This is a genomic window from Rossellomorea aquimaris, from assembly GCF_001877785.1.
GTDB lineage: Bacteria > Bacillota > Bacilli > Bacillales > Bacillaceae_B > Rossellomorea > Rossellomorea aquimaris_A.
Window position 1 is genome coordinate 1 of record NZ_MINN01000076.1, and the last position, 21,272, is coordinate 21,272.

21 protein-coding genes, 1 tRNA gene, 2 rRNA genes, 1 other RNA gene and 1 other annotated feature are annotated in these 21,272 nt (G+C 45.5%); of the genes, 7 read left to right on the plus strand and 18 right to left on the minus strand.

The annotated features are described in order from the left end of the window. Window positions 1-222, minus strand: a 16S ribosomal RNA gene (locus BHE18_RS23450); the annotation flags it as partial. Between the two features lie 356 nt (window positions 223-578). After that, on the minus strand, window positions 579-1,400 hold the full coding sequence (locus BHE18_RS09210; protein WP_071618328.1) for a hypothetical protein: 822 nt from the start codon (window positions 1,398-1,400) through the stop codon (window positions 579-581). Between the two features lie 198 nt (window positions 1,401-1,598). On the opposite strand from BHE18_RS09210, the gene BHE18_RS09215 reads away from it, so the two are divergent. Continuing rightward, window positions 1,599-2,078 (plus strand): PaaI family thioesterase, encoded by a 480-nt coding sequence (locus tag BHE18_RS09215; protein ID WP_071618329.1) that lies wholly within the window; start codon window positions 1,599-1,601, stop codon window positions 2,076-2,078. A gap of 56 nt (window positions 2,079-2,134) precedes the next feature. On the opposite strand, the gene BHE18_RS09220 is transcribed toward BHE18_RS09215, so the two are convergent. The 7 genes from BHE18_RS09220 to tadA all read right to left on the minus strand — a co-directional run bounded on the left by BHE18_RS09220 (window position 2,135) and on the right by tadA (window position 6,627). Beyond that, on the minus strand, window positions 2,135-2,398 hold the full coding sequence (locus BHE18_RS09220; RefSeq protein WP_032087165.1) for a pro-sigmaK processing inhibitor BofA family protein: 264 nt from the start codon (window positions 2,396-2,398) through the stop codon (window positions 2,135-2,137). A gap of 60 nt (window positions 2,399-2,458) precedes the next feature. Continuing rightward, complete coding sequence (locus BHE18_RS09225) at window positions 2,459-2,677, minus strand: YaaL family protein (protein WP_032087164.1); 219 nt, start codon at window positions 2,675-2,677, stop codon at window positions 2,459-2,461. A 15-nt stretch (window positions 2,678-2,692) separates the two neighbouring features. Next, window positions 2,693-3,289: a recombination mediator RecR gene (gene recR, locus BHE18_RS09230; protein ID WP_032087163.1), complete on the minus strand. Its 597-nt coding sequence runs from the start codon at window positions 3,287-3,289 to the stop codon at window positions 2,693-2,695. Between the two features lie 11 nt (window positions 3,290-3,300). Then, a complete protein-coding gene (locus BHE18_RS09235; protein ID WP_419639176.1) occupies window positions 3,301-3,624 on the minus strand; it encodes a YbaB/EbfC family nucleoid-associated protein in 324 nt (107 codons plus the stop codon). A 61-nt stretch (window positions 3,625-3,685) separates the two neighbouring features. Further along, window positions 3,686-5,374 (minus strand): DNA polymerase III subunit gamma/tau, encoded by a 1,689-nt coding sequence (dnaX, locus tag BHE18_RS09240; RefSeq protein ID WP_071618330.1) that lies wholly within the window; start codon window positions 5,372-5,374, stop codon window positions 3,686-3,688. Between the two features lie 259 nt (window positions 5,375-5,633). Further along, window positions 5,634-5,898, minus strand: an RNA gene (ffs, locus tag BHE18_RS09245) — signal recognition particle sRNA large type. Window positions 5,899-6,132: 234 nt separating this feature from the next. Continuing rightward, window positions 6,133-6,627: a tRNA adenosine(34) deaminase TadA gene (gene tadA / locus BHE18_RS09250; RefSeq protein ID WP_071618331.1), complete on the minus strand. Its 495-nt coding sequence runs from the start codon at window positions 6,625-6,627 to the stop codon at window positions 6,133-6,135. An 88-nt stretch (window positions 6,628-6,715) separates the two neighbouring features. On the opposite strand from tadA, the gene BHE18_RS09255 reads away from it, so the two are divergent. Both BHE18_RS09255 and BHE18_RS09260 read left to right on the plus strand, forming a co-directional pair. Next, window positions 6,716-7,261 carry an isochorismatase family cysteine hydrolase gene (locus BHE18_RS09255; protein ID WP_071618332.1) on the plus strand — a complete coding sequence of 182 codons (546 nt, stop codon included), beginning with the start codon at window positions 6,716-6,718 and terminating at the stop codon, window positions 7,259-7,261. Window positions 7,262-7,426: 165 nt separating this feature from the next. Next, window positions 7,427-8,707, plus strand: coding sequence for a LysM peptidoglycan-binding domain-containing protein (locus tag BHE18_RS09260; protein ID WP_071618333.1), 1,281 nt, complete (start codon window positions 7,427-7,429; stop codon window positions 8,705-8,707). Window positions 8,708-8,713: 6 nt separating this feature from the next. On the opposite strand, the gene BHE18_RS09265 is transcribed toward BHE18_RS09260, so the two are convergent. After that, window positions 8,714-9,424 (minus strand): hypothetical protein, encoded by a 711-nt coding sequence (locus BHE18_RS09265; RefSeq protein ID WP_032087156.1) that lies wholly within the window; start codon window positions 9,422-9,424, stop codon window positions 8,714-8,716. 694 nt (window positions 9,425-10,118) lie between these two features. Between BHE18_RS09265 and BHE18_RS09270 the strand changes: the two genes are divergently transcribed. The 3 genes from BHE18_RS09270 to BHE18_RS09280 all read left to right on the plus strand — a co-directional run bounded on the left by BHE18_RS09270 (window position 10,119) and on the right by BHE18_RS09280 (window position 11,915). Continuing rightward, complete coding sequence (locus tag BHE18_RS09270) at window positions 10,119-10,775, plus strand: deoxynucleoside kinase (RefSeq protein ID WP_071618334.1); 657 nt, start codon at window positions 10,119-10,121, stop codon at window positions 10,773-10,775. Then, window positions 10,759-11,427: a deoxynucleoside kinase gene (locus tag BHE18_RS09275; RefSeq protein WP_032087154.1), complete on the plus strand. Its 669-nt coding sequence runs from the start codon at window positions 10,759-10,761 to the stop codon at window positions 11,425-11,427. The genes BHE18_RS09270 and BHE18_RS09275 overlap by 17 nt, the downstream gene beginning before the upstream one ends. Window positions 11,428-11,555: 128 nt before the next feature. Then, entirely contained in the window at window positions 11,556-11,915 is a 360-nt protein-coding gene (locus tag BHE18_RS09280) for a hypothetical protein (RefSeq protein ID WP_071618335.1), read from the plus strand. 388 nt (window positions 11,916-12,303) lie between these two features. On the opposite strand, the gene BHE18_RS09285 is transcribed toward BHE18_RS09280, so the two are convergent. From BHE18_RS09285 to guaB, 6 genes are all read right to left on the minus strand, one after another. Further along, window positions 12,304-12,396, minus strand: a tRNA-Ser gene (locus BHE18_RS09285). A gap of 107 nt (window positions 12,397-12,503) precedes the next feature. Continuing rightward, window positions 12,504-13,778, minus strand: a complete 1,275-nt coding sequence (gene serS, locus BHE18_RS09290; protein WP_071618336.1) for a serine--tRNA ligase — start codon at window positions 13,776-13,778, stop codon at window positions 12,504-12,506. A 90-nt stretch (window positions 13,779-13,868) separates the two neighbouring features. Beyond that, window positions 13,869-14,081, minus strand: a binding site (T-box leader). Window positions 14,082-14,443: 362 nt separating this feature from the next. Continuing rightward, the gene (gene pdxT, locus BHE18_RS09295; protein WP_071618337.1) at window positions 14,444-15,034 is read right to left on the minus strand and encodes a pyridoxal 5'-phosphate synthase glutaminase subunit PdxT; all 591 of its coding nucleotides are present in this window, start codon (window positions 15,032-15,034) and stop codon (window positions 14,444-14,446) included. 10 nt (window positions 15,035-15,044) lie between these two features. Further along, window positions 15,045-15,926 (minus strand): pyridoxal 5'-phosphate synthase lyase subunit PdxS, encoded by an 882-nt coding sequence (gene pdxS / locus BHE18_RS09300; protein WP_071618338.1) that lies wholly within the window; start codon window positions 15,924-15,926, stop codon window positions 15,045-15,047. 251 nt (window positions 15,927-16,177) lie between these two features. Then, window positions 16,178-17,533 (minus strand): serine hydrolase, encoded by a 1,356-nt coding sequence (locus BHE18_RS09305; RefSeq protein WP_071618339.1) that lies wholly within the window; start codon window positions 17,531-17,533, stop codon window positions 16,178-16,180. Window positions 17,534-17,704: 171 nt separating this feature from the next. Next, window positions 17,705-19,171 carry an IMP dehydrogenase gene (gene guaB / locus BHE18_RS09310; protein ID WP_071618340.1) on the minus strand — a complete coding sequence of 489 codons (1,467 nt, stop codon included), beginning with the start codon at window positions 19,169-19,171 and terminating at the stop codon, window positions 17,705-17,707. A gap of 113 nt (window positions 19,172-19,284) precedes the next feature. On the opposite strand from guaB, the gene BHE18_RS09315 reads away from it, so the two are divergent. Beyond that, complete coding sequence (locus BHE18_RS09315; protein WP_071618341.1) at window positions 19,285-20,220, plus strand: YaaC family protein; 936 nt, start codon at window positions 19,285-19,287, stop codon at window positions 20,218-20,220. A gap of 42 nt (window positions 20,221-20,262) precedes the next feature. On the opposite strand, the gene BHE18_RS09320 is transcribed toward BHE18_RS09315, so the two are convergent. Together BHE18_RS09320 and rrf are read right to left on the minus strand one after the other, a co-directional pair. Continuing rightward, the gene (locus BHE18_RS09320; RefSeq protein WP_071618342.1) at window positions 20,263-20,745 is read right to left on the minus strand and encodes a glutathione peroxidase; all 483 of its coding nucleotides are present in this window, start codon (window positions 20,743-20,745) and stop codon (window positions 20,263-20,265) included. A gap of 404 nt (window positions 20,746-21,149) precedes the next feature. Further along, a 5S ribosomal RNA gene (gene rrf, locus BHE18_RS09325) occupies window positions 21,150-21,266 on the minus strand. Window positions 21,267-21,272: the final 6 nt, after the last annotated feature.

The window sequence follows — 21,272 nt, forward strand, 5'->3', positions numbered from 1 at the left end:
TGAAAGCCACCTTTCAACAGTTCCTCATGCGAGGAACTGAGTTATCCGGTATTAGCCCCGGTTTCCCGGAGTTATCCCAGTCTTACAGGCAGGTTACCCACGTGTTACTCACCCGTCCGCCGCTGATTAAGGGGAAACTAGGTTTCCCAAAATCCGCTCGACTTGCATGTATTAGGCACGCCGCCAGCGTTCGTCCTGAGCCAGGATCAAACTCTCCGATAAAAGTTTGAATAGCTCTTTTTGCAACGATTAAATCGTTGCGGTAAATCTAGAATTAACGTTGACGTAATTGTCTTGTTTTGTTCAGTTTTCAAGGTTCAATTGTTAAGAATGAGCTCTCATGAGCACCTCTTAAATATAACATTTTTCATCATAAATCGTCAAGCTTTTTTTGAAATTTGTTTTTGTGTCGTTTTGGCGACAAGGAATATAATAGCACCTTTTCTATTAAAGAGTCAATACTATTTAATGATTTTTTTAAAAGTATATTAAAATCGCTCTTTTTTCTATTAAATCTTCCTCAATATATTCTGTTTTTATAAGAACAGCCCCATCCGATCCCGGGCGGGGCTGTTTGTTCAATTAAAGTTCCGGATATACTTTTCTCCGTTTTCAGGGAATACATTGATCGTGGCCAGCCAATCCCAGATGAGTTCATGTGATTTTTGTCCGAGGGTGCCTGTAATGATCGTTTTGGTTGAAAGTTTATTAACGGGAAGACTTTTTGTTAAATAAGTGTGGTGGGTATGGAGGTCTCTTAGGACTACACATTCATCAGCAAAGGCGGAAACCTGAAACATGCCGTCTATTGTCCTGCTGTATTTCGAGAGGTTTCTTTCCCATCGGTCGAGGTCTTCTTCGTAATCCCAGTCTGACTGATGAAAACGAGGGTAGTCTTTGAGGAATAAATGATTGAGGAGGCCCTCGCACTTTTTCAGGATGGGGGTTCCTTCTTTGATATAGTCATCTACCAGATTTAAAAAGACGGTGCCTTCTCTTTTATCGAGCCAGCGGACAAAGGTTCGTAACTGGAGCAGGAAAGTTTCTGTGTAGTTTTTCTTTGGAATGATTTTTGTGTAATGCGGGAGGTATGCGAAGATCAATTCTTCCCAGAAGGTTGCGGGACATTCTTGCCAAGAAGGTGGACAGTCATCTTCTAAATGATCGGTCATGTAGTGAGATAATGCCCGGAGGAATTCATTTCGTTTTTTGTTGGCCTTTTGTTCTTTTTTGTAGGCGATTAGGTCCTTGCCGTAGTACTCCATCAATCCGCGGTGCCTCATGTCAAATTCCCTGCTGATTTTAAAATTGTCGAGTAGTTCTGTGTGCTGCCCGGGTTCTGTGAATTCCTGCAGCCAAATGCGTGTGTTGGAATCTTCGTGGACGATTCTTCCTTTCATCAATAAACCACCAGCTTTCTTCAGTTTTTAATAGATGGAACGGGAAAAATAGATGGGGGAAGGAGATGTATGCGGGATCTAACCCAAATTATACCATTATCAATCCAGGAAGAATAGTATTTTTATAGAGGAAGTTAAACAGAGTTAATAGAAGATTAAGAGTAGAAGATATTACTATTCATTATGGGAGGATTTGCGATGAATGAAATTAAGCATGCCATACAGGATGACTATCCTGATGACTTCGCCTGGTGCTATGGATGCGGGCGTTTAAATGAAGAAGGCCACCATTTCCGCACGGGTGTCGAAGGTGAGAAAACAGTGACGGTCTATACACCTCAACCTGAGCATACTGCCCTGCCGGGGTTCGTGTACGGAGGATTGATTGCTTCGTTGATCGATTGCCACGGGACCGGTTCGGCCGCTATTGAGCTTCACAAGCTGAATGGCGGCAGTGTCGGCGACGGGGCAGAACCGCCCCGCTTTGTCACAGCGTCTTTGCACGTCGACTTTATGAAACCGACCCCTCATGGTGTTCCATTAAAGGCCGTCGGGACGGTCGAGAAGATTCACCCGAAGAAATTCAAGGTTGTGACGGAAGTATTCGCGGAAGGGGAAATATGCGCGAAGGGTGAGGTCGTGGCGGTTGTGATGCCGGAGACGTTTTTGAATAAATAAGCAGTAAAAAGAAACAGCAGCCTTCATTATGAAAGGCTGCTGTTTCTTTTCTCCCATTACACAATCCACATCTGTATCACCGCAAGCCCCACCACTCCCGGAATGCCAAGGATTCCCGAAATGGAGGATGTTGCCAGGTTAATGGGGACGTGGATGCCGTACTGACTGCCAAAGGCATTCAGGAAAAATAGGAATAGTGCTCCGATCATGACCTTCATGGCGACTTGTCCTACAAATCGCAGCGGCTTGACCGGGGCGCCTGTAATTAACAGAAGGACGATGAGTCCGCTGATTACAGCGATCACGATTACCGGGTTCATACCCTCTCTCCTCTCAACAAGAACATTTATCATCTCTTATTGTAAGGATATGAAGGTTGTCTACCTTTTTATGACGATCTTTCTGTGTTTTGCTTCTCTAAATAAGAAAAAATATTTGGCTTCAGCGATTTTCGATGAGCAGTGAAGATTCAAATTGTAGTCTACACTCATCTCATCGATGCTCCGCTGCTGATTCCAGTTCTCTTTCGCTTCATCCAGTGATTGAAGCAGGGCTTGATCGTACTCTCGTTTGAGTTTCCCTTTTTTACGGAAAAACATAGATGCTCTCTCCCTTTACACGTCTCTTCTTCCTTCAAGGGCTTTTGACAATGTGACTTCATCTGCGTATTCGAGGTCACCGCCTACAGGCAGACCGTGTGCGATACGTGTAATGCGGATCCCGGACGGCTTGACGAGACGCGAAATGTACATGGCGGTTGCTTCGCCTTCTATATTCGGGTTAGTCGCAAGGATCACTTCCTGGACCTCGTCACTCTGAAGACGTTTGATCAGATCCGGTACATTGATGTCTTCCGGGCCGATCCCATCCATCGGGGATATGGCGCCGTGCAGGACATGATAAAGTCCGTTATATTCCTTCATCTTCTCCATCGCGATCACATCTTTAGGGTCCTGGACCACACAGATGATACTCCTGTCCCTCCGCTGATCCTCACATATATAGCAGGGGTCCTGGTCCGTAATATGACCGCACACAGAACAGTAGCTCAGGTTCCGCTTTGCATTCACAAGTGCTTTAGCAAAGTCCAATACGGTATCCTCTTTCATGCTAAGTACAAAAAAAGCCAGTCGGGCCGCGGTTTTCGGCCCGATGCCTGGCAATTTCATAAAGCTGTCGATCAGCTTTGATATAGGCTCTGGATAATGCATATTTTTGCCTCCTAGAACATTCCCGGAAGGTTCATTCCTTTAGTGAATTGTCCCATAGTTGAGTTTGTTAATTCGTCTGCTTTCTTCAGTGCATCGTTTGTAGCGGCAAGGACAAGATCCTGCAGCATATCGATATCTTCCGGATCTACTACTTCTTCATTGATTTTCACATCAAGGACCTGCTTGTGGCCGGAAACGATGACAGTGACCATTCCGCCGCCTGCCGTTCCTTCGATTTCCTTTTCACCAAGCTCCTCTTGTGCTTCCGCCATTTTCTTTTGCATCTTCTGCATCTGTTTCATCATGTTTTGCATATTACCCATTCCACGCATAATTCATGACCTCCAATTATTTTTTATTAAAAAATTTCACAAACTTCTTTTGGCAGTTAAATCATTAATCTTTGATTTCAACCAGGTCGCCGGCAATCTTTTCGGCTTCTGATAGAAGGGAATCCTCTTCTTTGGGCTCACCCGATTCTCCGTCCGGGGATTCGTTCTGGGAGTTGCGGATGAAGTCTTCCCTCAATGGGAGCCACTGATCTTCAGGGATCCCGATCGGGGAATAGCTGCTTCCGGTGAGCTCCTGCAGGATCTGAGACATGCCGGAGATGAAAGCCTGGTTCTCCATCGCCATCTGGCAGTGGATATCATACTTGAATTTTAACACAAACGAACCAGAAGTTGCCGCAACGGGTTCTGCATCGTTCAAGAGCGCAGCCTGCGAACGCATCTGACGCTGATTCAGCGATTCCATCATATCTCCCCAGCGGCTCTTGATCAGGTTAAGATCTTCTTTCGTTGCATTTTTCAGCACTTCCTGGATCTGTCCGACCGGAGCCCGGAACCCTTTTTTCGCACGGACAGGCTTTTTAGCCGGCTGTGCAGCAGGTTCAGTCTGTGCCTTGATGCCGTTTGCCTTCAATTGCTGAATTTCATTTTCAAGCGATTGTATTTTTTTCATCATCTCCCCGACTTCAGGGGAAGACGTGCTCCTTGGTGCTTCGAGCTGACAAAGCTTCACGATGGAAACTTCCAGGTAGATACGGGCATGGTTCGTGAATTTCATCTCCTGCCCCGCCTGGTTCAACACATCGATATATTGATAAATCTGGCTGGCCTCTGTTTCTTGTGCGAGTCCCTTGAACTCATCATCGAGCATGACCCTTTCCATCGATTCCTCAAGGTTCGGTGCCGTCTGATAAAGGAGCATATCCCGGTAATAAAGGATGAAGTCCTCCGCAAATCGCGCCGGGTCCTTTCCTTGGAAAAGAAGTTCTTCGAGTGCACTGAGTGCTTTCGAGACATCCCTGTCCAGGATCGCCCTTGCCAGTGTATTCAGATACCCCTGAGAAACGGCACCCGTGACGGTTAACGCATCTTCCACTTTGACGATATCCTGACTGAAGGAGATCGCCTGATCGAGAAGGCTGAGCGCATCACGCATCCCGCCCTCGGCCGCTCTCGCGATGACTGCAAGTGCATTCTCCTCATAGTTCACACCCGACTCCGTCGCGATGTGACTCATCCTGCCGACGATGTCCCTTGCTGTGATCCTCTTGAAATCAAAGCGCTGACAGCGGGAAATGATCGTGAGCGGTATCTTGTGGGGCTCGGTGGTAGCCAAGATGAAGATGACATGTTTCGGGGGTTCCTCCAATGTTTTCAACAGGGCATTGAACGCCCCGATGGAAAGCATATGAACCTCATCGATGATATAGACCTTATACTCGACAACGTTCGGTGAATACTTAACCTTATCACGTATGTCCCTTATTTCCTCAACCCCGTTGTTAGACGCGGCATCGATTTCAATCACATCCGGGATCGATCCGTCCGTGATCCCTTTACATGCGTCACACTCATTACATGGCTCGGCAATGGGGGAACGCTCACAGTTGACTGCTTTCGCCAGGATCTTGGCGGCACTCGTCTTCCCTGTTCCGCGCGGGCCTGAAAATAAGTACGCATGTGAAATCTTTTGATGAAGGAGAGCATTTTGCAACGTTTTCGTCACATGCTGCTGCCCGACGACATCTGCAAATGACTGCGGACGCCACACACGGTATAATGCTTGATATGCCAAAATACTCCCCCCTCATTTTATATGTACAGCTGCCTGGTTCACGGCGTCCGCTCCCCTTTTTTCGGGGAGCAATAACGCACGATCTGCAGGCATAATCGTCCAATGACACTTTTCATCTATTATCTTACTTATTATAACGTAATTTCTAGCAGGATTACAAAGAAAACCGGGGACAGATTCGGGAAACTTTGACCGTCTGTCTTTCCAAACAAAAAGCCCACCCCGCTAAAGGATGAGCTGATGTATATGTATGAAACTGCCGTGCACCTTTCTTCGACAAGCAACCATAGGCGTTACTCAAGCAGTTAGCTCGGCCCAGGCAACCCTGCGGCACATGGAAGCTTCCACTTAATGCTGCTTCCTTCCGGACCTGACATGGTTCATGGATTCCCATTGCGCAGGACCCAGGCGTCAACACCACTTACTTGAGGCAGGCCCTACAGTATGCAAGCCTCGGAAAGGAATTCGGCCTCGCTGGAGCGGATTGCGAGTACAGGGCACCGCTACCTCCCCGCCTAGCACGGCAAAATTGATACCAAATATTCAGTTGCGCCATCTAACGACGCAAGATTAAGTATACTAGGGTTTACGTAAAAAAGCAATGGTTTGTCCCTGTAAGTTCTTTACAGGTAAGCCCTTTTCATCCTATTCGTTGGTTTACTTACTTATACAAAAGATAGGAACAGTAATGACGCAAGGAAATAAGGTACAGGAATTCTCTTCATTTTTCTTCCCAGACATCATTTGCTGCAGGATTTCTACAGCGTCGATGGTTTATTCCTTTTCTCTTCCTTCTTCCTTGCCCGGAGCTCCCTGAAGAAATCGGAAAGGATCGAGCCGCATTCTTCTTGCAGAACCCCTGCAACCACTTCGCACTGGTGATTGAACCGGCTGTCGTCCAAGAGATTCATCAGCGTCCCCGCGCATCCCGCCTTAGGGTCTGCCGCTCCGTACACTACCTTCTCTATTCGGGAAAGAATGATGGCACCCGAGCACATCGGGCACGGCTCAAGCGTCACATAAAGTTCCGCACCTTCAAGCCTCCACGTCCCTGTTTTTTCACACGCTTCCTGGATGGCAAGCGTTTCTGCATGAGTGACGGCATTCTGGGTCGTTTCCCTCAGGTTATAGCCGCGCCCGATGATATCGTCTCCCAGCACCACCACCGCCCCGATCGGCACTTCATTGATTCCCCTTGCTTTTTCCGCTTCTTTCAGTGCTTCCAACATAAAATATTCTTCTCTATTTTCCATATAATACTCCCACTCATAAATGGCTTCTATTTTTATTTTATAAAATATCCTCTCATATTCCAAACTATAGAAGAAAGGGGCTCATATGATGATACCTAAAGAAACCGCCCTCCTTGTGATCGATATCATGAATCCATTTGATTTCTCACACGGGGAAACGCTCGCTCAGCATACAAAAAAGATTGTAAAACCGATTAATGACCTCCGGACTTACTGCCGGGAAAATGGTCATCCCGTCATCTATATCAATGACCACTATGAACTCTGGAAGGCAGATTTGAAACTGATCTATGATAAATGCCATAACAATAAAAGCAGCGATATCATCACCCCGCTGCGCCCGGCCGATGACGATTATTTCCTCATCAAACCGAAGCACTCCGCATTCTACGGGACAGCCCTGAACACCCTGCTTCATCATCTGTCAGTAAAAAACATCATCCTGACCGGGATCGCAGGAAACATCTGCGTTCTTTTCACTGCAAATGATGCCTATATGAGGGAATTTACACTATACGTCCCTAAAGACGCGATCGCCTCCGTCAGCGAAGAGGATAACCATTATGCGCTGACGATGATGAAGAACGTGCTGAAGGCGGATATTGATGATACCGGGACGTTATTGGGGAAATGAGAGTGTGGCAGGGGGCTGAGCCTGGCTCAAAACCTTTGATCTGAGCCAGGCACCCGCCTGGCAGCTTTCCACCTGCCCCGAGATATCCAGAGACAAAATACCCGTCATAACCTCCCCTTCCTCTTCATAGGCTGATTATAGTGAAGACAAAGGGAGGGCCTTAGTATGCAAATTCATGTTGTCCGGCCGAACCAATCGTTGTTCGGCATTGCTCAGGCGTATGGATCAACTGTTAAGGATATAGTGGAAGCCAATGAACTTCCAAACCCGAATAATCTTGTGGTAGGTCAATCACTCGTGATCCCGATCGTCGGCAGTTTCTATTATGTACAGCCCGGCGACAGCTTATGGGGAATCAGCCAAAAGGTAGGCGTCCCTTATCAGGAACTGGCAAGGGTTAACGGCATATCGCCGAATGTACCTCTTCAAGTCAATCAACGGCTTTATGTTCCCCAGAAACCAAAAGTGCGGGCAGAATTCAATGCCTATGTAGAGCCGTATGGAAAAGAAGTGGCACCGAATTTAGAAGAGAGTGCAAAGGAAGCAGCTCCTTATTTGACCTATCTTGCTCCTTTCAGCTTCCAGGCGAAGCGAGACGGGACCTTGCAGGAACCTCCGATGGGGAACCTTCTGCAAACCGGGAAGGACAACGGAAATGTCCTGATGATGGCGATCACGAATCAGGAAAACGGTCAGTTCAATGATGAACTCGGGCGTATCCTGCTGAATGACATGGCCATCCAGGATAAATTCCTCAACAATGTCGTCCAAACCGCCAAAAAATACGGATTCCGTGATATCCATTTTGATTTTGAGTACCTGCGTCCGCAGGACAGGGAAGCATATAATCGATTCTTGAGAAAAGCAAAGCAGCGTTTCAATCAGGAAGGCTGGCTGCTGTCCACGGCACTTGCTCCGAAAACAAGCGCAGACCAGAAAGGGAAATGGTATGAAGCTCATGATTATAAAGCTCACGGGGAAATTGTTGATTTCGTCGTCATCATGACGTATGAATGGGGGTACAGCGGCGGTCCGTCCATGCCCGTATCGCCTATTGGACCCGTCCGCGACGTAATAGAATATGCCCTTACAGAGATGCCCGCTTCGAAAATCATGATGGGACAGAATCTGTACGGATATGACTGGACACTTCCATTCGAACCGGGAACCACAGCAAAAGCGGTCAGTCCGCAACAGGCGATTCAAATCGCAACAGCTAACAACGTCCCTATCGAATATGATGAGAAAGCTCAGGCCCCATTTTTCAAATACAGCGCAGATGGAAATGACCATGAAGTCTGGTTTGAAGATGCACGAAGTATCCAAGCCAAGTTCGATCTCATGAAAGAGTTGAAGCTGAGGGGTATGAGCTATTGGAAACTCGGCTTGTCCTTCCCTCAGAACTGGCTGTTGATCACGGATAATTTCAATGTTGTGAAAAGATAAGGCGATCTACTTGCGGAACAGGGAGAAAAGCCAGTCCCATTTCGTATCTTTCTGCTTATGTATCGCTTCTTCAAGGCGACGATTGTAATCATTTTGGCTGCGCCATTCATTCTGCTGCTCTTCCCGCAGCTTCTGAAGCTCAGTCTGCAAGAATTCGTTTTTCTGCACTTCCTGCTCCAAGAGTGTTTCGTATTGGCTTTTTTGAAGCTTTGAGAGCTCCTCAATTTTACGTTGTGTTTTCTGAGCGGAATTTGAAATATTCGAGCTCAAATCATGGTGATCCTGCTTCAGTCTGGACACCTGCGTTTTCAGTTGGTTCATTTCATTCACGACTTGAACATTCATTTCACGGGAAGCCGCGAGTTCATTGGCCAGGTAGGATAAAATTTCTTTCAGCTGGTTCGGATCCTGTGGCAATTGGTTATATGTATCGCCCGGCGATATGGCCGTTTCACCGGAACCTTCCAGTCTTTTTTTCTGACCATCCGCAAGGGATCTGGCCGTATCGTCAAGAGGCTTTTCTGTATCGCGCAGCGCTATGAGCGCATCAATATCGGATTGTACGAAGATCCTTCGATCACCGTCTTTTAAAAATTCATAGCCATTCCGCTCCAGGATCTGACCGTATTTACGTACAGTAGGGGTTGCGATCCCTGCCTGTTCTGCCGCTTCTTTGGATGTGAAGGATCGTTCGTACGGTTGTATATCGTTTCGCATATCGCACCTCCGTTTTAGTCTAATGTATGATGAATCATCCCGGCTTTCAAGAGCCATATCACCCAGCGATACGTCCGGGAACAGTGACTTTCTGCACCTCTCCGGGTCTGGCAGCAAACCGTGTATCGCTGGATGTAGATATTTTGATATAAAATAAAAACTGATCCAGTTTCTCGCAATCAGACAAAATAACACAATTATTTCCCTGAAAATACTTTATTCGATCATTTCCTTCATTATATATCCTGGCGGCAGTTAATGAAAAGGTTATTTAACGAAAGTGATACAGTGGTCCCCTTCAGTTTCGATATAAATAAATATTAGCCGGCATTTAGGTAAATCTATAATCACCTAAATGCCGGCTATTTGTATACCAATAAATTCAAAACGGATGCAGCATTTGATTGGAGTGCAAGCAGCCAATGCTGGATATGTCTGACTCCGGCGGCTAGCCCCTCAAGGAGGCCCACGTGTCACCCGTGGAAAGCGAAGTCTAGCACGGGAATCAATAGCGGTATTAGCAGTACTACTTTTGTGAAATGATCGTTGGCTGCTACAAGTCGGAATTTGTTTTATCTTGTAAATAACCTGACCAAACACCCCCACTATTGTGTTACAATAAATCCTGTCGCTATTTTATTTATACGGATACAAAAAACACACATAGATCGTTGTAATATGAGGAGGACATGCAATGGGGAGAATTCCTTTCATCACGGTTGAAGGACCGATTGGAGTAGGAAAAACTTCTTTGGCCAAAGCGATTTCTGAACACTTCAACTTTCATTTACTGAGGGAAATCGTTGACGAAAACCCGTTTTTGGATAAATTTTATGATGATATTGAAGAGTGGAGTTTTCAAACCGAGATGTTTTTCCTATGCAATCGATACAAGCAGCTTGAGGATATCGAAAAACACTATATTTCTCAAAATAAATCGGTTGTAGCGGATTATCATATTTTAAAAAATATCATCTTCGCTAAACGGACATTGAAGGACGAGCAGCAGTACAATAAATATCTTAACATCTATGATATTTTGACTTCTGACATGCCGAGACCCAATGTGGTGATTTACTTGAATGCAAGCCTTGACACATTGCTGAAGCGCATTGAAAAAAGAGGAAGGGACTTCGAGAAGAAAATCAGCCCTCTTTATTTAAAACAATTATCATTGGACTATGAAGAATATATGAATACATTTGAAGAAACTCACCCTGATATCCCTGTTCTTCGCTACAATGGCGACCACATTGACTTCGTGGAAAACAAAGAGGATCTGGACGCTATTCTAAATGAATTAAACAATACACTGAATAAAGGAGTTCACTATCATGAATCTTCGCAATAAATACGGCATCCCGAGCAATGCTGTCATCACCATTGCCGGAACAGTCGGAGTCGGGAAATCCACTATGACAAACGGACTGGCAAATGCACTTGGATTCCGTACATCGTTTGAAAAAGTGGATACCAACCCTTACCTGGATAAATTCTATCAGGATTTCAAAAGCTGGAGCTTTCACCTGCAGGTATACTTCCTTGCAGAGCGCTTCAAGGAACAAAAGAAGATCTTCGAATACGGCGGCGGCTTCATCCAGGATCGCTCGATCTACGAAGATACCGGAATCTTCGCCAAGATGCATCATGAAAAAGGGAATATGTCAGACGTCGATTATGAAACGTATACAAGCCTGTTCGATGCAATGGTCATGACACCGTACTTCCCTCACCCTGATCTTCTGATCTACTTGGAAGGTTCCCTTGATAACGTGATTGACCGCATCCGTGAGCGCGGCCGTCCAATGGAACAGCAGACACCGGTTGAGTATTGGGAAGAAATGCATGAGCGCTACGAAAACTGGATCAATTCTTTCAATGCATGCCCTGTCCTCCGCCTGGACATCAGTGAATATGATTTGATCAACAATCAAGGATCAATCGAACCAATCGTTGAACGAATCGGTTACTTTATCGAACAAACAAGAATGCTGAAAAGCTAAAACGATACGAGATGCAGCCTGCAGCGGGCTGCATCTCTTTTTTATGAACGCTTACCGCCCTGTTTATCTTCAAGTATTAAGAGGTATGTATATAAACAAGGAATGAATAATAAGGGAGATGAAAAAACATGGTGACAAGAGATACTTACTTTGTTGACATCAGCAGCGGTGATGTTGTCCCTCATGCCGAAGAAGCGAAGAGTGTGAGCTTCCAAATTCAAGCCACCCCGGAAGAAGTGACGAAACTGAAAGCACTGTTTGAGGAAAATTACGATGACGACATGTCAACGTTCAACAGGGCCCAGATTCCCTTCCGCCAATATCACAACGATCCTGAAAATGCCCAATATGACCACTCCATGCAAAAAATCTATGCCAGGATTCACCAACTCGGAACCCTGGAAACCCGCAAAAGCATCGAAGAAATGGGTGTCCTGAACCCCATCAAAAAATCTAATACAAGAAGCGATATAGAGAATTTGAAATAAAAGAAGTAGCCTTCAAAAATAATATAACGAAGAAAAATCCGATCGAGATTGAATTTTTTAGATTCAACCCTTTTTCGGATTTTTTATTTTGCTAAAGTGTGAAATTCTTTTTAAGCTTGTTCTAGCTTTTGATTGGAGTGGAAGATGAAGACTCCTGCGGGAAGAGTAGCTAATGTGAGACCCCGGAGGCGAATCCGAGGAGGCTCACGAGCTACCCGCGGAAAGCGAAGTCTTCCACGGAAATCAAAAGCGGCTATCGAAGCGCTAACTCTAGATCCATGAATTATCAAACTATTATAAAATCTATAGAAACCAAAAAAATTCGTTACATCTCCAGTAACGAATTTAACAATCTCCAATTTATGCGCTATGGTTATTAATAAATCAATGGCGGAGGAAGAGGGATTCGAACCCCCGCGGGCTTTAACACCCCTGTCGGTTTTCAAGACCGATCCCTTCAGCCGGACTTGGGTATTCCTCCGTATCGACAAGAATTATAATATCACGGTGAGAAATTAGAGTCAAGCACTTTTCTCAAAAAAATTAAAAGGTATCCGGGGAACGGACCGGATACCTTTTTCAACCTTGTTATTTGATTACTTCTGCCCCGCCCATATAAGGACGAAGGACTTCCGGTACGATCACAGATCCGTCTTCCTGCTGATAATTTTCCAAGATGGCAGCAACGGTACGTCCGATCGCAAGCCCTGAACCATTCAATGTATGAACATGTTCAGGTTTCGCATTGGCTTCCCTTCTGAAACGGATATTTGCACGTCTCGCCTGGAAGCTTTCGAAGTTACTGCAAGAAGAAATCTCACGGTATGTTCCGTAGCTCGGGATCCATACTTCGATATCGTATTTCTTCGCAGCCGTGAATCCTAAATCGGCTGTGCACATTGATAATACACGGTATGGAAGTCCAAGGAGCTGAAGGACTTTCTCTGCATGGCCCGTCAGTTTCTCAAGCTCATCATAAGAATCCTCCGGTTTAACAAAGCGGACAAGCTCCACTTTGTTGAACTGGTGCTGACGGATCAATCCTCTTGTATCGCGTCCTGCAGATCCCGCTTCTGAACGAAAGTTGGCACTGTAGGCAACATAGCTGATCGGCAGCTCTTCGCCCTTGATGATTTCATCGCGGTGATAGTTCGTTACCGGAACCTCGGCAGTCGGTACAAGGAAGTAGTCTTCACTTTCGATCCGGAAAGCATCTTCCTCGAATTTCGGCAGCTGACCTGTGCCCGTCATGCTCGCACGGTTCACAAGGAACGGCGGGATCATTTCGGTATAGCCGTGCTCATCCATATGAAGGTCCATCATGAAGTTCAACAGGGCACGCTCCAGTCTTGCACCCAGGCCTTTGTAGAATACAAAACGGCTTCCCGTTACTTTACCTGCACGTTCAAAGTCAAGAATATCAAGTCCCGTCGCAATATCCCAGTGAGGCTTCGCTTCGAAATCGAAGTCGCGGACTTCTCCCCATTTGCGGGCTTCCACGTTGTCGTCCTCTGTTTCACCGACAGGAACAGATTCATGCGGGATATTCGGGATAGACATAAGGATCCTGTCCAGCTCTTCCTCGATGCCCCTGAGCTCATCATCAAGCTTCTTGACCTTTCCGCCTACTTCACGCATCTCAACGATCAGGTCCTGTGCATCCTGTTTCTCTTTTTTCAGCTGAGCTATTTTCTGGGATACTTCATTACGCTTGCTCTTGAGGTTCTCGCTTTCCACAAGAAGCTCTCTTCTTCTCCTATCAAGTTCCTCGAACTTATCAAAGTCCTCAAGGTCTTCGCCGCGGTGCTGCAGGCGGCTTTTTACTTCTTCAAGATTGGCACGTAAGTATTTGATGTCTAACATGCTTATTCCTCCTTTGATTTATATGTGATATATGGCTGAAAACGATGGCAGGATGATGACCCGAAAAAAATAAAAAACCCCCGTCCCTGGAAAAGGGACGGAGGTTTCCGCGTTGCCACCCTAATTGAAAACAGCAGAGCTGTCTTCCTCTTAGAGATGGTAACGGAATCACCGAAAATACCTACTGAATGGTTCAGTATTTCACTCAAGGATGGATTCATGAAGCTCCTGCACCGGTTTGCACCAACCACCGGCTCTCTTCAGCAGTGGAGTCTCATTACTATTTCCTGTCAACGTTTTAAACTCATATTGGTTATTTCATAATCTACTACAATGCTTTCCATTTTGCAATAGGTTTATGCCAATGATTTTAAATGTTCGAACTCCGCTGTTGGTTTACGTGTAAGACTTCGCTTTCCGCGGGCGAGCGTGGAGCCTCCTTTCCTTTTTAAAGGGATAGGAGATGTCCAGCTACAGGGCTTAGAGGCACATGTCATAAGCCAAACCGACCAAGAAGGCAAAGAGCCGCCTTCGTGGCCGCTTCGTCTTATGCCACACGCCTATGTGCAAATCCCTTCCGCTTTTCTAGTAGGAGTCTTCGTTTTCCACTCCAACCAACAGCTGGAATTTACTCACATCTAAATTTCAAGGATGGCAAAACCATCTTATATAACAGCTTTTTCTTTCGACTCTTTGACCATCTCGATGAAATAAGCCGTGAGTCGATGGTCGTCTGTCAATTCGGGATGGAATGAGCATCCCAGGAATCGTCCGTGGCGTGCCAGGACAATCCGGTCGTTGTGCTTGGCGAGGATTTCGACGTCCTCCCCGGCTTCTACGATGTGAGGGGCACGAATGAATACGGCGTTAAAATGATCACCGACATGTGCGATGTTCAGGTCGGCTTCGAAGCTTTCCTTTTGACGTCCGAAGGAGTTGCGCTCGACGATTACGTCCATGACACCGAGATGCGGTTCATCATATCCCACAATCTGTCTCGCCAGCAGGATGAGACCTGCACATGTTCCGAACATCGGCTTTCCGCTTTCAGCGAATTCTTTGAGTGGTCCAAAAAAACCGTAGCGGTCAATCAGGCGGCGCATCGTCGTACTTTCACCGCCCGGCATGATCAAGCCGTCAAGTCCCTCCAGCTGTTCCACACGCTTTACGACGACTGCTTCGGCATTGCATGCTTCAATTGATCTAACATGCTCTCTGACTGCACCCTGAAGTCCAAGTACACCTATCTTCATCATCGGCAGCCTCTTACCATCCGCGGTCTTGCATGCGTTGTTCTGGAAGGATTGAAGAGATCTCTACACCCTTCATCGCCGTGCCGAGTTCTTTGGAAAGCTCAGCGATCAGTTTGTAATCCTGGTAGTGAGTAGTCGCCTCAACGATCGCTCTTGCAAACTTTTCAGGGTTTTCAGACTTGAAGATACCCGAACCTACGAATACTCCGTCAGCACCTAATTCCATCATAAGAGCAGCATCAGCCGGAGTCGCGATACCGCCTGCAGCAAAGTTGACAACCGGTAAACGGCCGTTTTCTTTAATTTCTAACAATAATTCATATGGTGCGCCCAAAAGCTTCGCTTCCGTCATGATCTCATCTGTGCTCATGCTGACAAGTTTGCGAACCTGAGCGTTCACTTTACGCATATGACGAACCGCTTCGACAATGTTTCCTGTTCCCGGCTCACCTTTTGTACGAAGCATCGATGCACCTTCACCGATACGGCGTGCCGCTTCGCCTAAATCACGGCATCCGCATACGAATGGAACCGTAAAGTCTTTTTTGTTCAAGTGATACTCTTCATCGGCTGGTGTAAGTACTTCACTTTCATCAAGGTAGTCAACACCCATCGATTCAAGTACTCTTGCTTCAACGATGTGGCCGATACGCGCTTTCGCCATGACCGGGATCGTTACTGCACCCATAACTTCTTCGATAATACGAGGGTCTGCCATTCTCGCTACGCCGCCCGCAGCACGGATGTCAGCTGGAACTCGTTCTAAAGCCATTACTGCAACTGCTCCTGCAGCTTCAGCAACCTTGGCCTGTTCTGCATTGACAACGTCCATGATGACGCCGCCTTTTTGCATTTCAGCCATACCTCTTTTAACACGATCTGTACCAGTATTCATTTATGTATCCCCCTTATATTTATCCTATGCCTGTCCTCACTCTGTTTGAAAAAGTGACTAAAACAATCGGAATGATGATATTGCCCTACTGCTAAATAAACAACAAAAACAAGGTTATGTCAAGACGAAATAAGGATGCGGTTAACTTATACTGTATATGTGTTTAATTGAAGCCTGTCCTGCTTTATCTTGACCATTTAGTTATAAAAATAACCCCAGGCTTTATGATAACCTGGAGTCATTAAATTAGATTAGAACCAGCCTTTTACAGTGGAAGTCACAGATCCCCAGATATCTCCGAAGAATCCGCCGACAGCTCTCATGGAAAGGACGAACCAGTTTGCTTTTTCGACTCCTTCGACTGTCACGACAGAAGATTTGGCTGCGCTGGACCCCTTGTCAGTCAGGTATCCCAAATCATTCTTGTCTTTTGATTCCAATGTAACATAACCGACTTTCTCGCCCTTCTTGACAGGCGCAGTCAGTTTACCGTCTTCATTCAATTTTTTCTTGTCGACTACAAATTTAGGCTTGTAAATTTTTTCTTCGCCGTTCTTCACGACCATATTCAGAGCAGATTCAGCTTTGATGCCGACTTCTTTTTCTTTCCCTTTTACAACCGGAAGGGTTTTCTGTCCCTTGATTTTGTAATCGGCAGGGATCACTTCTTGCATTGTATAGTTATTGAACGCATAGTCCAACATTTTTCTCGTTTCATCAAAACGTGCATCGTAAGAGTTTTCACCCGGATCTACTTTTACATCCATTACAACCGTGATAAATCTCATACCATTACGTTCTGCAGTTCCTGTAAAACATGCGCCTGCGAAATCCGTTGTTCCTGTCTTAAGTCCGTCCATGCCTTCATATGCCCGAATCAACTCAGGAAGCATATAATTCCAGTTATCCATTGGAAACTCATCTTCCGTACCTTCTGCAAACAATTTCTTAGCAATACTTGATGTTTCCAATACTTCAGGAAAATCATTCAATAAACGATATGCAAGAGTTGCAGTATCTTTTGCAGACATTACGTTTTCTTCTTCCGGTCCACCTGTTAATTGATCAACATATGGAGCCAAGTCCTTATTATTCAAACCTGAAGAATTCACAAATTTATAGCTTTCTAAGCCAAGTTCCTCAGCTTTTTTGTTCATCATTTTCACGAAATTCGCTTCAGAACCACCAACGATTTCAGCTATCGCCAATGTTGCGGCATTCGCAGATTCTATTGCCATTGCTTCATACAGTTCCTTCACATTATAAGTACCTTCTTCTCTTAAAGGTACATTGCTTAAACCATCATTATGAGACATGTTAGAAACACTCGTTGGAACCGTATACTTTTGATCCCACTTCACTTTACCTTCATTAACTGCTTCAAGCAGAAGATACTCTGTCATCATCTTCGTCATACTTGCAATTCCAAGTGCCGTCTCGGAATTCTTTTCATACAAAACTTTACCGGTACTTGCTTCTACTAAAATCGCAGCATTTGCGTTAACATCAATATCCCCTTGAGCACTTGCCGGTTTTTGAACCATGCTCATTGCCATCAAAAATACCAAGAAACAAACAAAAGATTTTTGAACCCAACTTCTTTTCACTATTAGCCCTCCAAGTTTTTATGTACACCTTCGTTATTTTATCATAGTTCGAAAGGTAAGAATAGACAGAGAATATTCCTAGTTTTGGTATAGGACAAGGGACTTCGTGCCTTCTCCAATTACCTTTTTTTCCATAAAAAAAGAGCCGGTTTTAAGCCGGCCCTTCTTACATTACGATAATGAATAATTCGGTGCTTCCTTCGTGATCTGCACATCATGCGGATGGCTCTCGCGAAGACCCGCACCCGTCATACGGATGAACTGGGCATTTTCCCGAAGTTCATATAGATTCTTCGTACCGCAGTATCCCATGCCTGAACGAAGTCCGCCGATCAACTGATACAATGTATCCGCAAGCGGTCCTTTGTAAGGGATGCGGCCTTCAATGCCTTCAGGAACGAATTTCTTCGCATCTTCCTGGAAGTAGCGGTCCTTTGATCCTTTTTCCATAGAGCTCAATGAGCCCATACCGCGGTAGACTTTAAAGCGTCTGCCTTGGAAGATTTCCGTTTCACCAGGGCTTTCGGATGTACCCGCAAGGAGACTTCCGAGCATAACTGCATGTCCGCCGGAAGCGAGTGCCTTGACGATGTCACCTGAGAATTTGATCCCGCCGTCTGCAATGATGGATTTGCCGTGCTTTCTTGCTTCCGTTGCACAATCGTAAACAGCCGTGATCTGTGGTACACCGACCCCTGCAACGACGCGCGTTGTACAAATGGATCCCGGTCCTATACCTACTTTTACGACGTCAGCACCTGCTTCGATCAATTCTCTCGTTGCTTCAGCTGTCGCAACATTTCCTGCGATGATGTTCAAGTCAGGATATGATTCACGGATTTCCCTCACCGTCTCAATAACACCTGCTGAATGCCCGTGCGCTGTATCAATGACAATGGCATCAACATGGGCCTTCACAAGCTGCTCTACACGTGTTGCAGTATCTTTTGAGACCCCTACTGCAGCCCCGACCAGCAAACGGCCCTGACTGTCTTTAGCAGAGTTCGGGAACTCGATGACCTTTTCAATATCCTTGATTGTGATTAAACCTTTTAATACGCCTTCTTGATCGATGAGCGGCAGCTTCTCGATCTTATGCTGCTGAAGGATTTTTTCCGCTTCATCTAGAGTAGTGCCAACCGGAGCAGTAACCAGATTTTCTTTTGTCATGACATCTGAAATCTGAATCGAGAAATCCTGAATGAAACGCAGATCGCGGTTCGTCAAGATCCCCACCAACTTTTGCTCCTCTTCATTGTTCACAATCGGAACACCAGAGATTCTATATTTGCCCATCAAGTGCTCAGCAGCAAATACTTGATGCTCAGGAGTCAGGAAGAATGGATCGGTAATAACGCCGCTTTCGGAACGTTTTACTTTATCAACCTGTTCAGCCTGCTGTTCGATACTCATATTCTTATGGATGATACCAAGTCCGCCTTGGCGTGCTATAGCAATCGCCATTTCAGCTTCAGTCACCGTATCCATTCCGGCACTGATGACTGGAACATTCAGCTTGATGGAGTCTGTCAATTCAACTGAAATATTCACATCTTTCGGTAATACCTCAGACTTTGCAGGTACTAGTAAAACATCATCAAACGTTAAACCTTCTTTAGCAAATTTAGATTCCCACATATTTTTCGGCCTCCCTAGTCCCAAAATATTATTAGTAGGTTATCAATTGGTTAAAATACTGTCAAGGACATCAGAATTAGTTTAATTTTTCAGAATTGTTAGAGGGTGACGAATTGGAAAGCATACATCGGCATTGGGACTTCATTCACTACTTTCAGTCTGCTGAATACTCCCAGAAATTTTTAAAAATTGGATATGAACAAATCGGTTTCGCGCAGGCTGAAACGAAAAGCTACGAAAACTGCTATCCATTCATGTATTACCTGGAACAGGGAGAGCTCTATTATAAACAAGCTCTGCAATCCCCCCTGTCACTGCAGCCTATCTTATTATTTTACGGCTACATCCATTTTATTAAAGCGATTGTCCTGACGGAGGATCCGCTTTACCCCGAAACGACCCAGGTACTTGCACACGGGGTGACGTCAAGAAAAAGAAAGAAGCAGCATTATCATTTCCTGCAGGATGAAGTGAAGGTTCAAAAGAATGGTCTGTTTTCTCATTTCTCGACCCTGGTGTTCCATGCGAAACATATCATTGGTGAAAAACTGAAGATGGAGGACTTACTCGTACAGATCCCTGAGCTGGAGGAAGCTTTTCAGGTCCTGTTGAAAAAAAAGACGATGCTGTGGTTCAACAGGGAGAATGAACTTGTCCTGGATGAATCGGTGCTGAACAACTTCAATATGTCACAAGACCTTTTCAAGCAGTATCTGAATGAAAAGCTGACGGGCACCTATCGATGGACGAAGGAGGATACCCTTCATATCCCCCACTTCAGTGAGCAGCTCCCGGTCAGATGGCATCTGGGCAGCGACAGGCTGTGCCTGCCGAGCATCCGGAATGAAGCGAATATGCTGCCGGAACTCCTGATCCACTATGCCGTCCTTTATAATCTGAGCATGATAGCCAGATATGAAACAGAATGGTGGGTAGAACTATTGAAGAACCGCACAAATGAAGACTATCCGATCATCCGGTCCTTTCTGAACGTCACGACCCAGAAGGCACCCTATCTGCTATTGGATATATTGAAACAGAAAATGTAACGGAAAGAGGATGGACACTGGTTTGCATCCTCTCTCCAGTTATCACCGTTCCAATAACAGCTTGATGTCATTTTCAATCTTTCTTGGACTTGTCTGCGGGGAATATCGTTCATACACTTCTCCGTTTTTATCCACCAGGAACTTCGTGAAATTCCACTTGATATCCGACACCAGCAGCCCCTTCTTTTCTTTGATCAAAAATTTAAATAACGGGTGGGCACTCTTTCCCTTCACATCCGTTTTCTTATACATCGGGAATGATACTCCATAGTTTGTCTGGCAAAACTCGATGATCTCATCCTGTTCATCAAATTCCTGATTCATGAACTGATCACTCGGGAATCCGAGCACCACAAGGCCTTGCTCTTTGTACTCTTCATACAGTCCCTGCAGCTCCTCAAATTGAGGGGTAAAACCGCACTTGCTTGCTGTGTTGACGATCAGCAATACCTTCCCCTCATACTCCTCTAACGAGGTCTCTTCACCGTTCGACTGAGAAACAGTGAAATCATAGATGGAAGTCATATCGATCTCCTCCTTCGTTTAGTTCATAGTTAAATGATACTTCATGGAGGTGTGGGATAGCAATTTTGAGGGGTTTTGTGTGAAGAAGAAATCAGGATAATAGCTGGGTATTGGGATGGTTGATGAGAGGTACCGGCCGTCGCCAGTCGCTGAGCTGGCCGGCTGAGAAATAGGGTTTTGATAATATAATGGGATTTTTGATAATAAAAGGGACGTTTTTGATAATATATCGGGATTTTTGATAATAAACCCATCGTTTTTGATAATATATCCGTCCCCACCCAAACATCACGACGATTTCATCCCCTATCGAACGTCTTCCACCCACATTTTCACCAAAAAACAGATGAAAATCGATAAAAACGCAAAAAAACAGCCCAAAACTTGAGCTGCTTTAAACATTTGCCTGGCGATGTCCTACTCTCACAGGGGGAGAGCCCCCAACTACCATCGGCGCTGAAGAGCTTAACTTCCGTGTTCGGCATGGGAACGGGTGTGACCTCTTCGCCATAATCACCAGACGAATA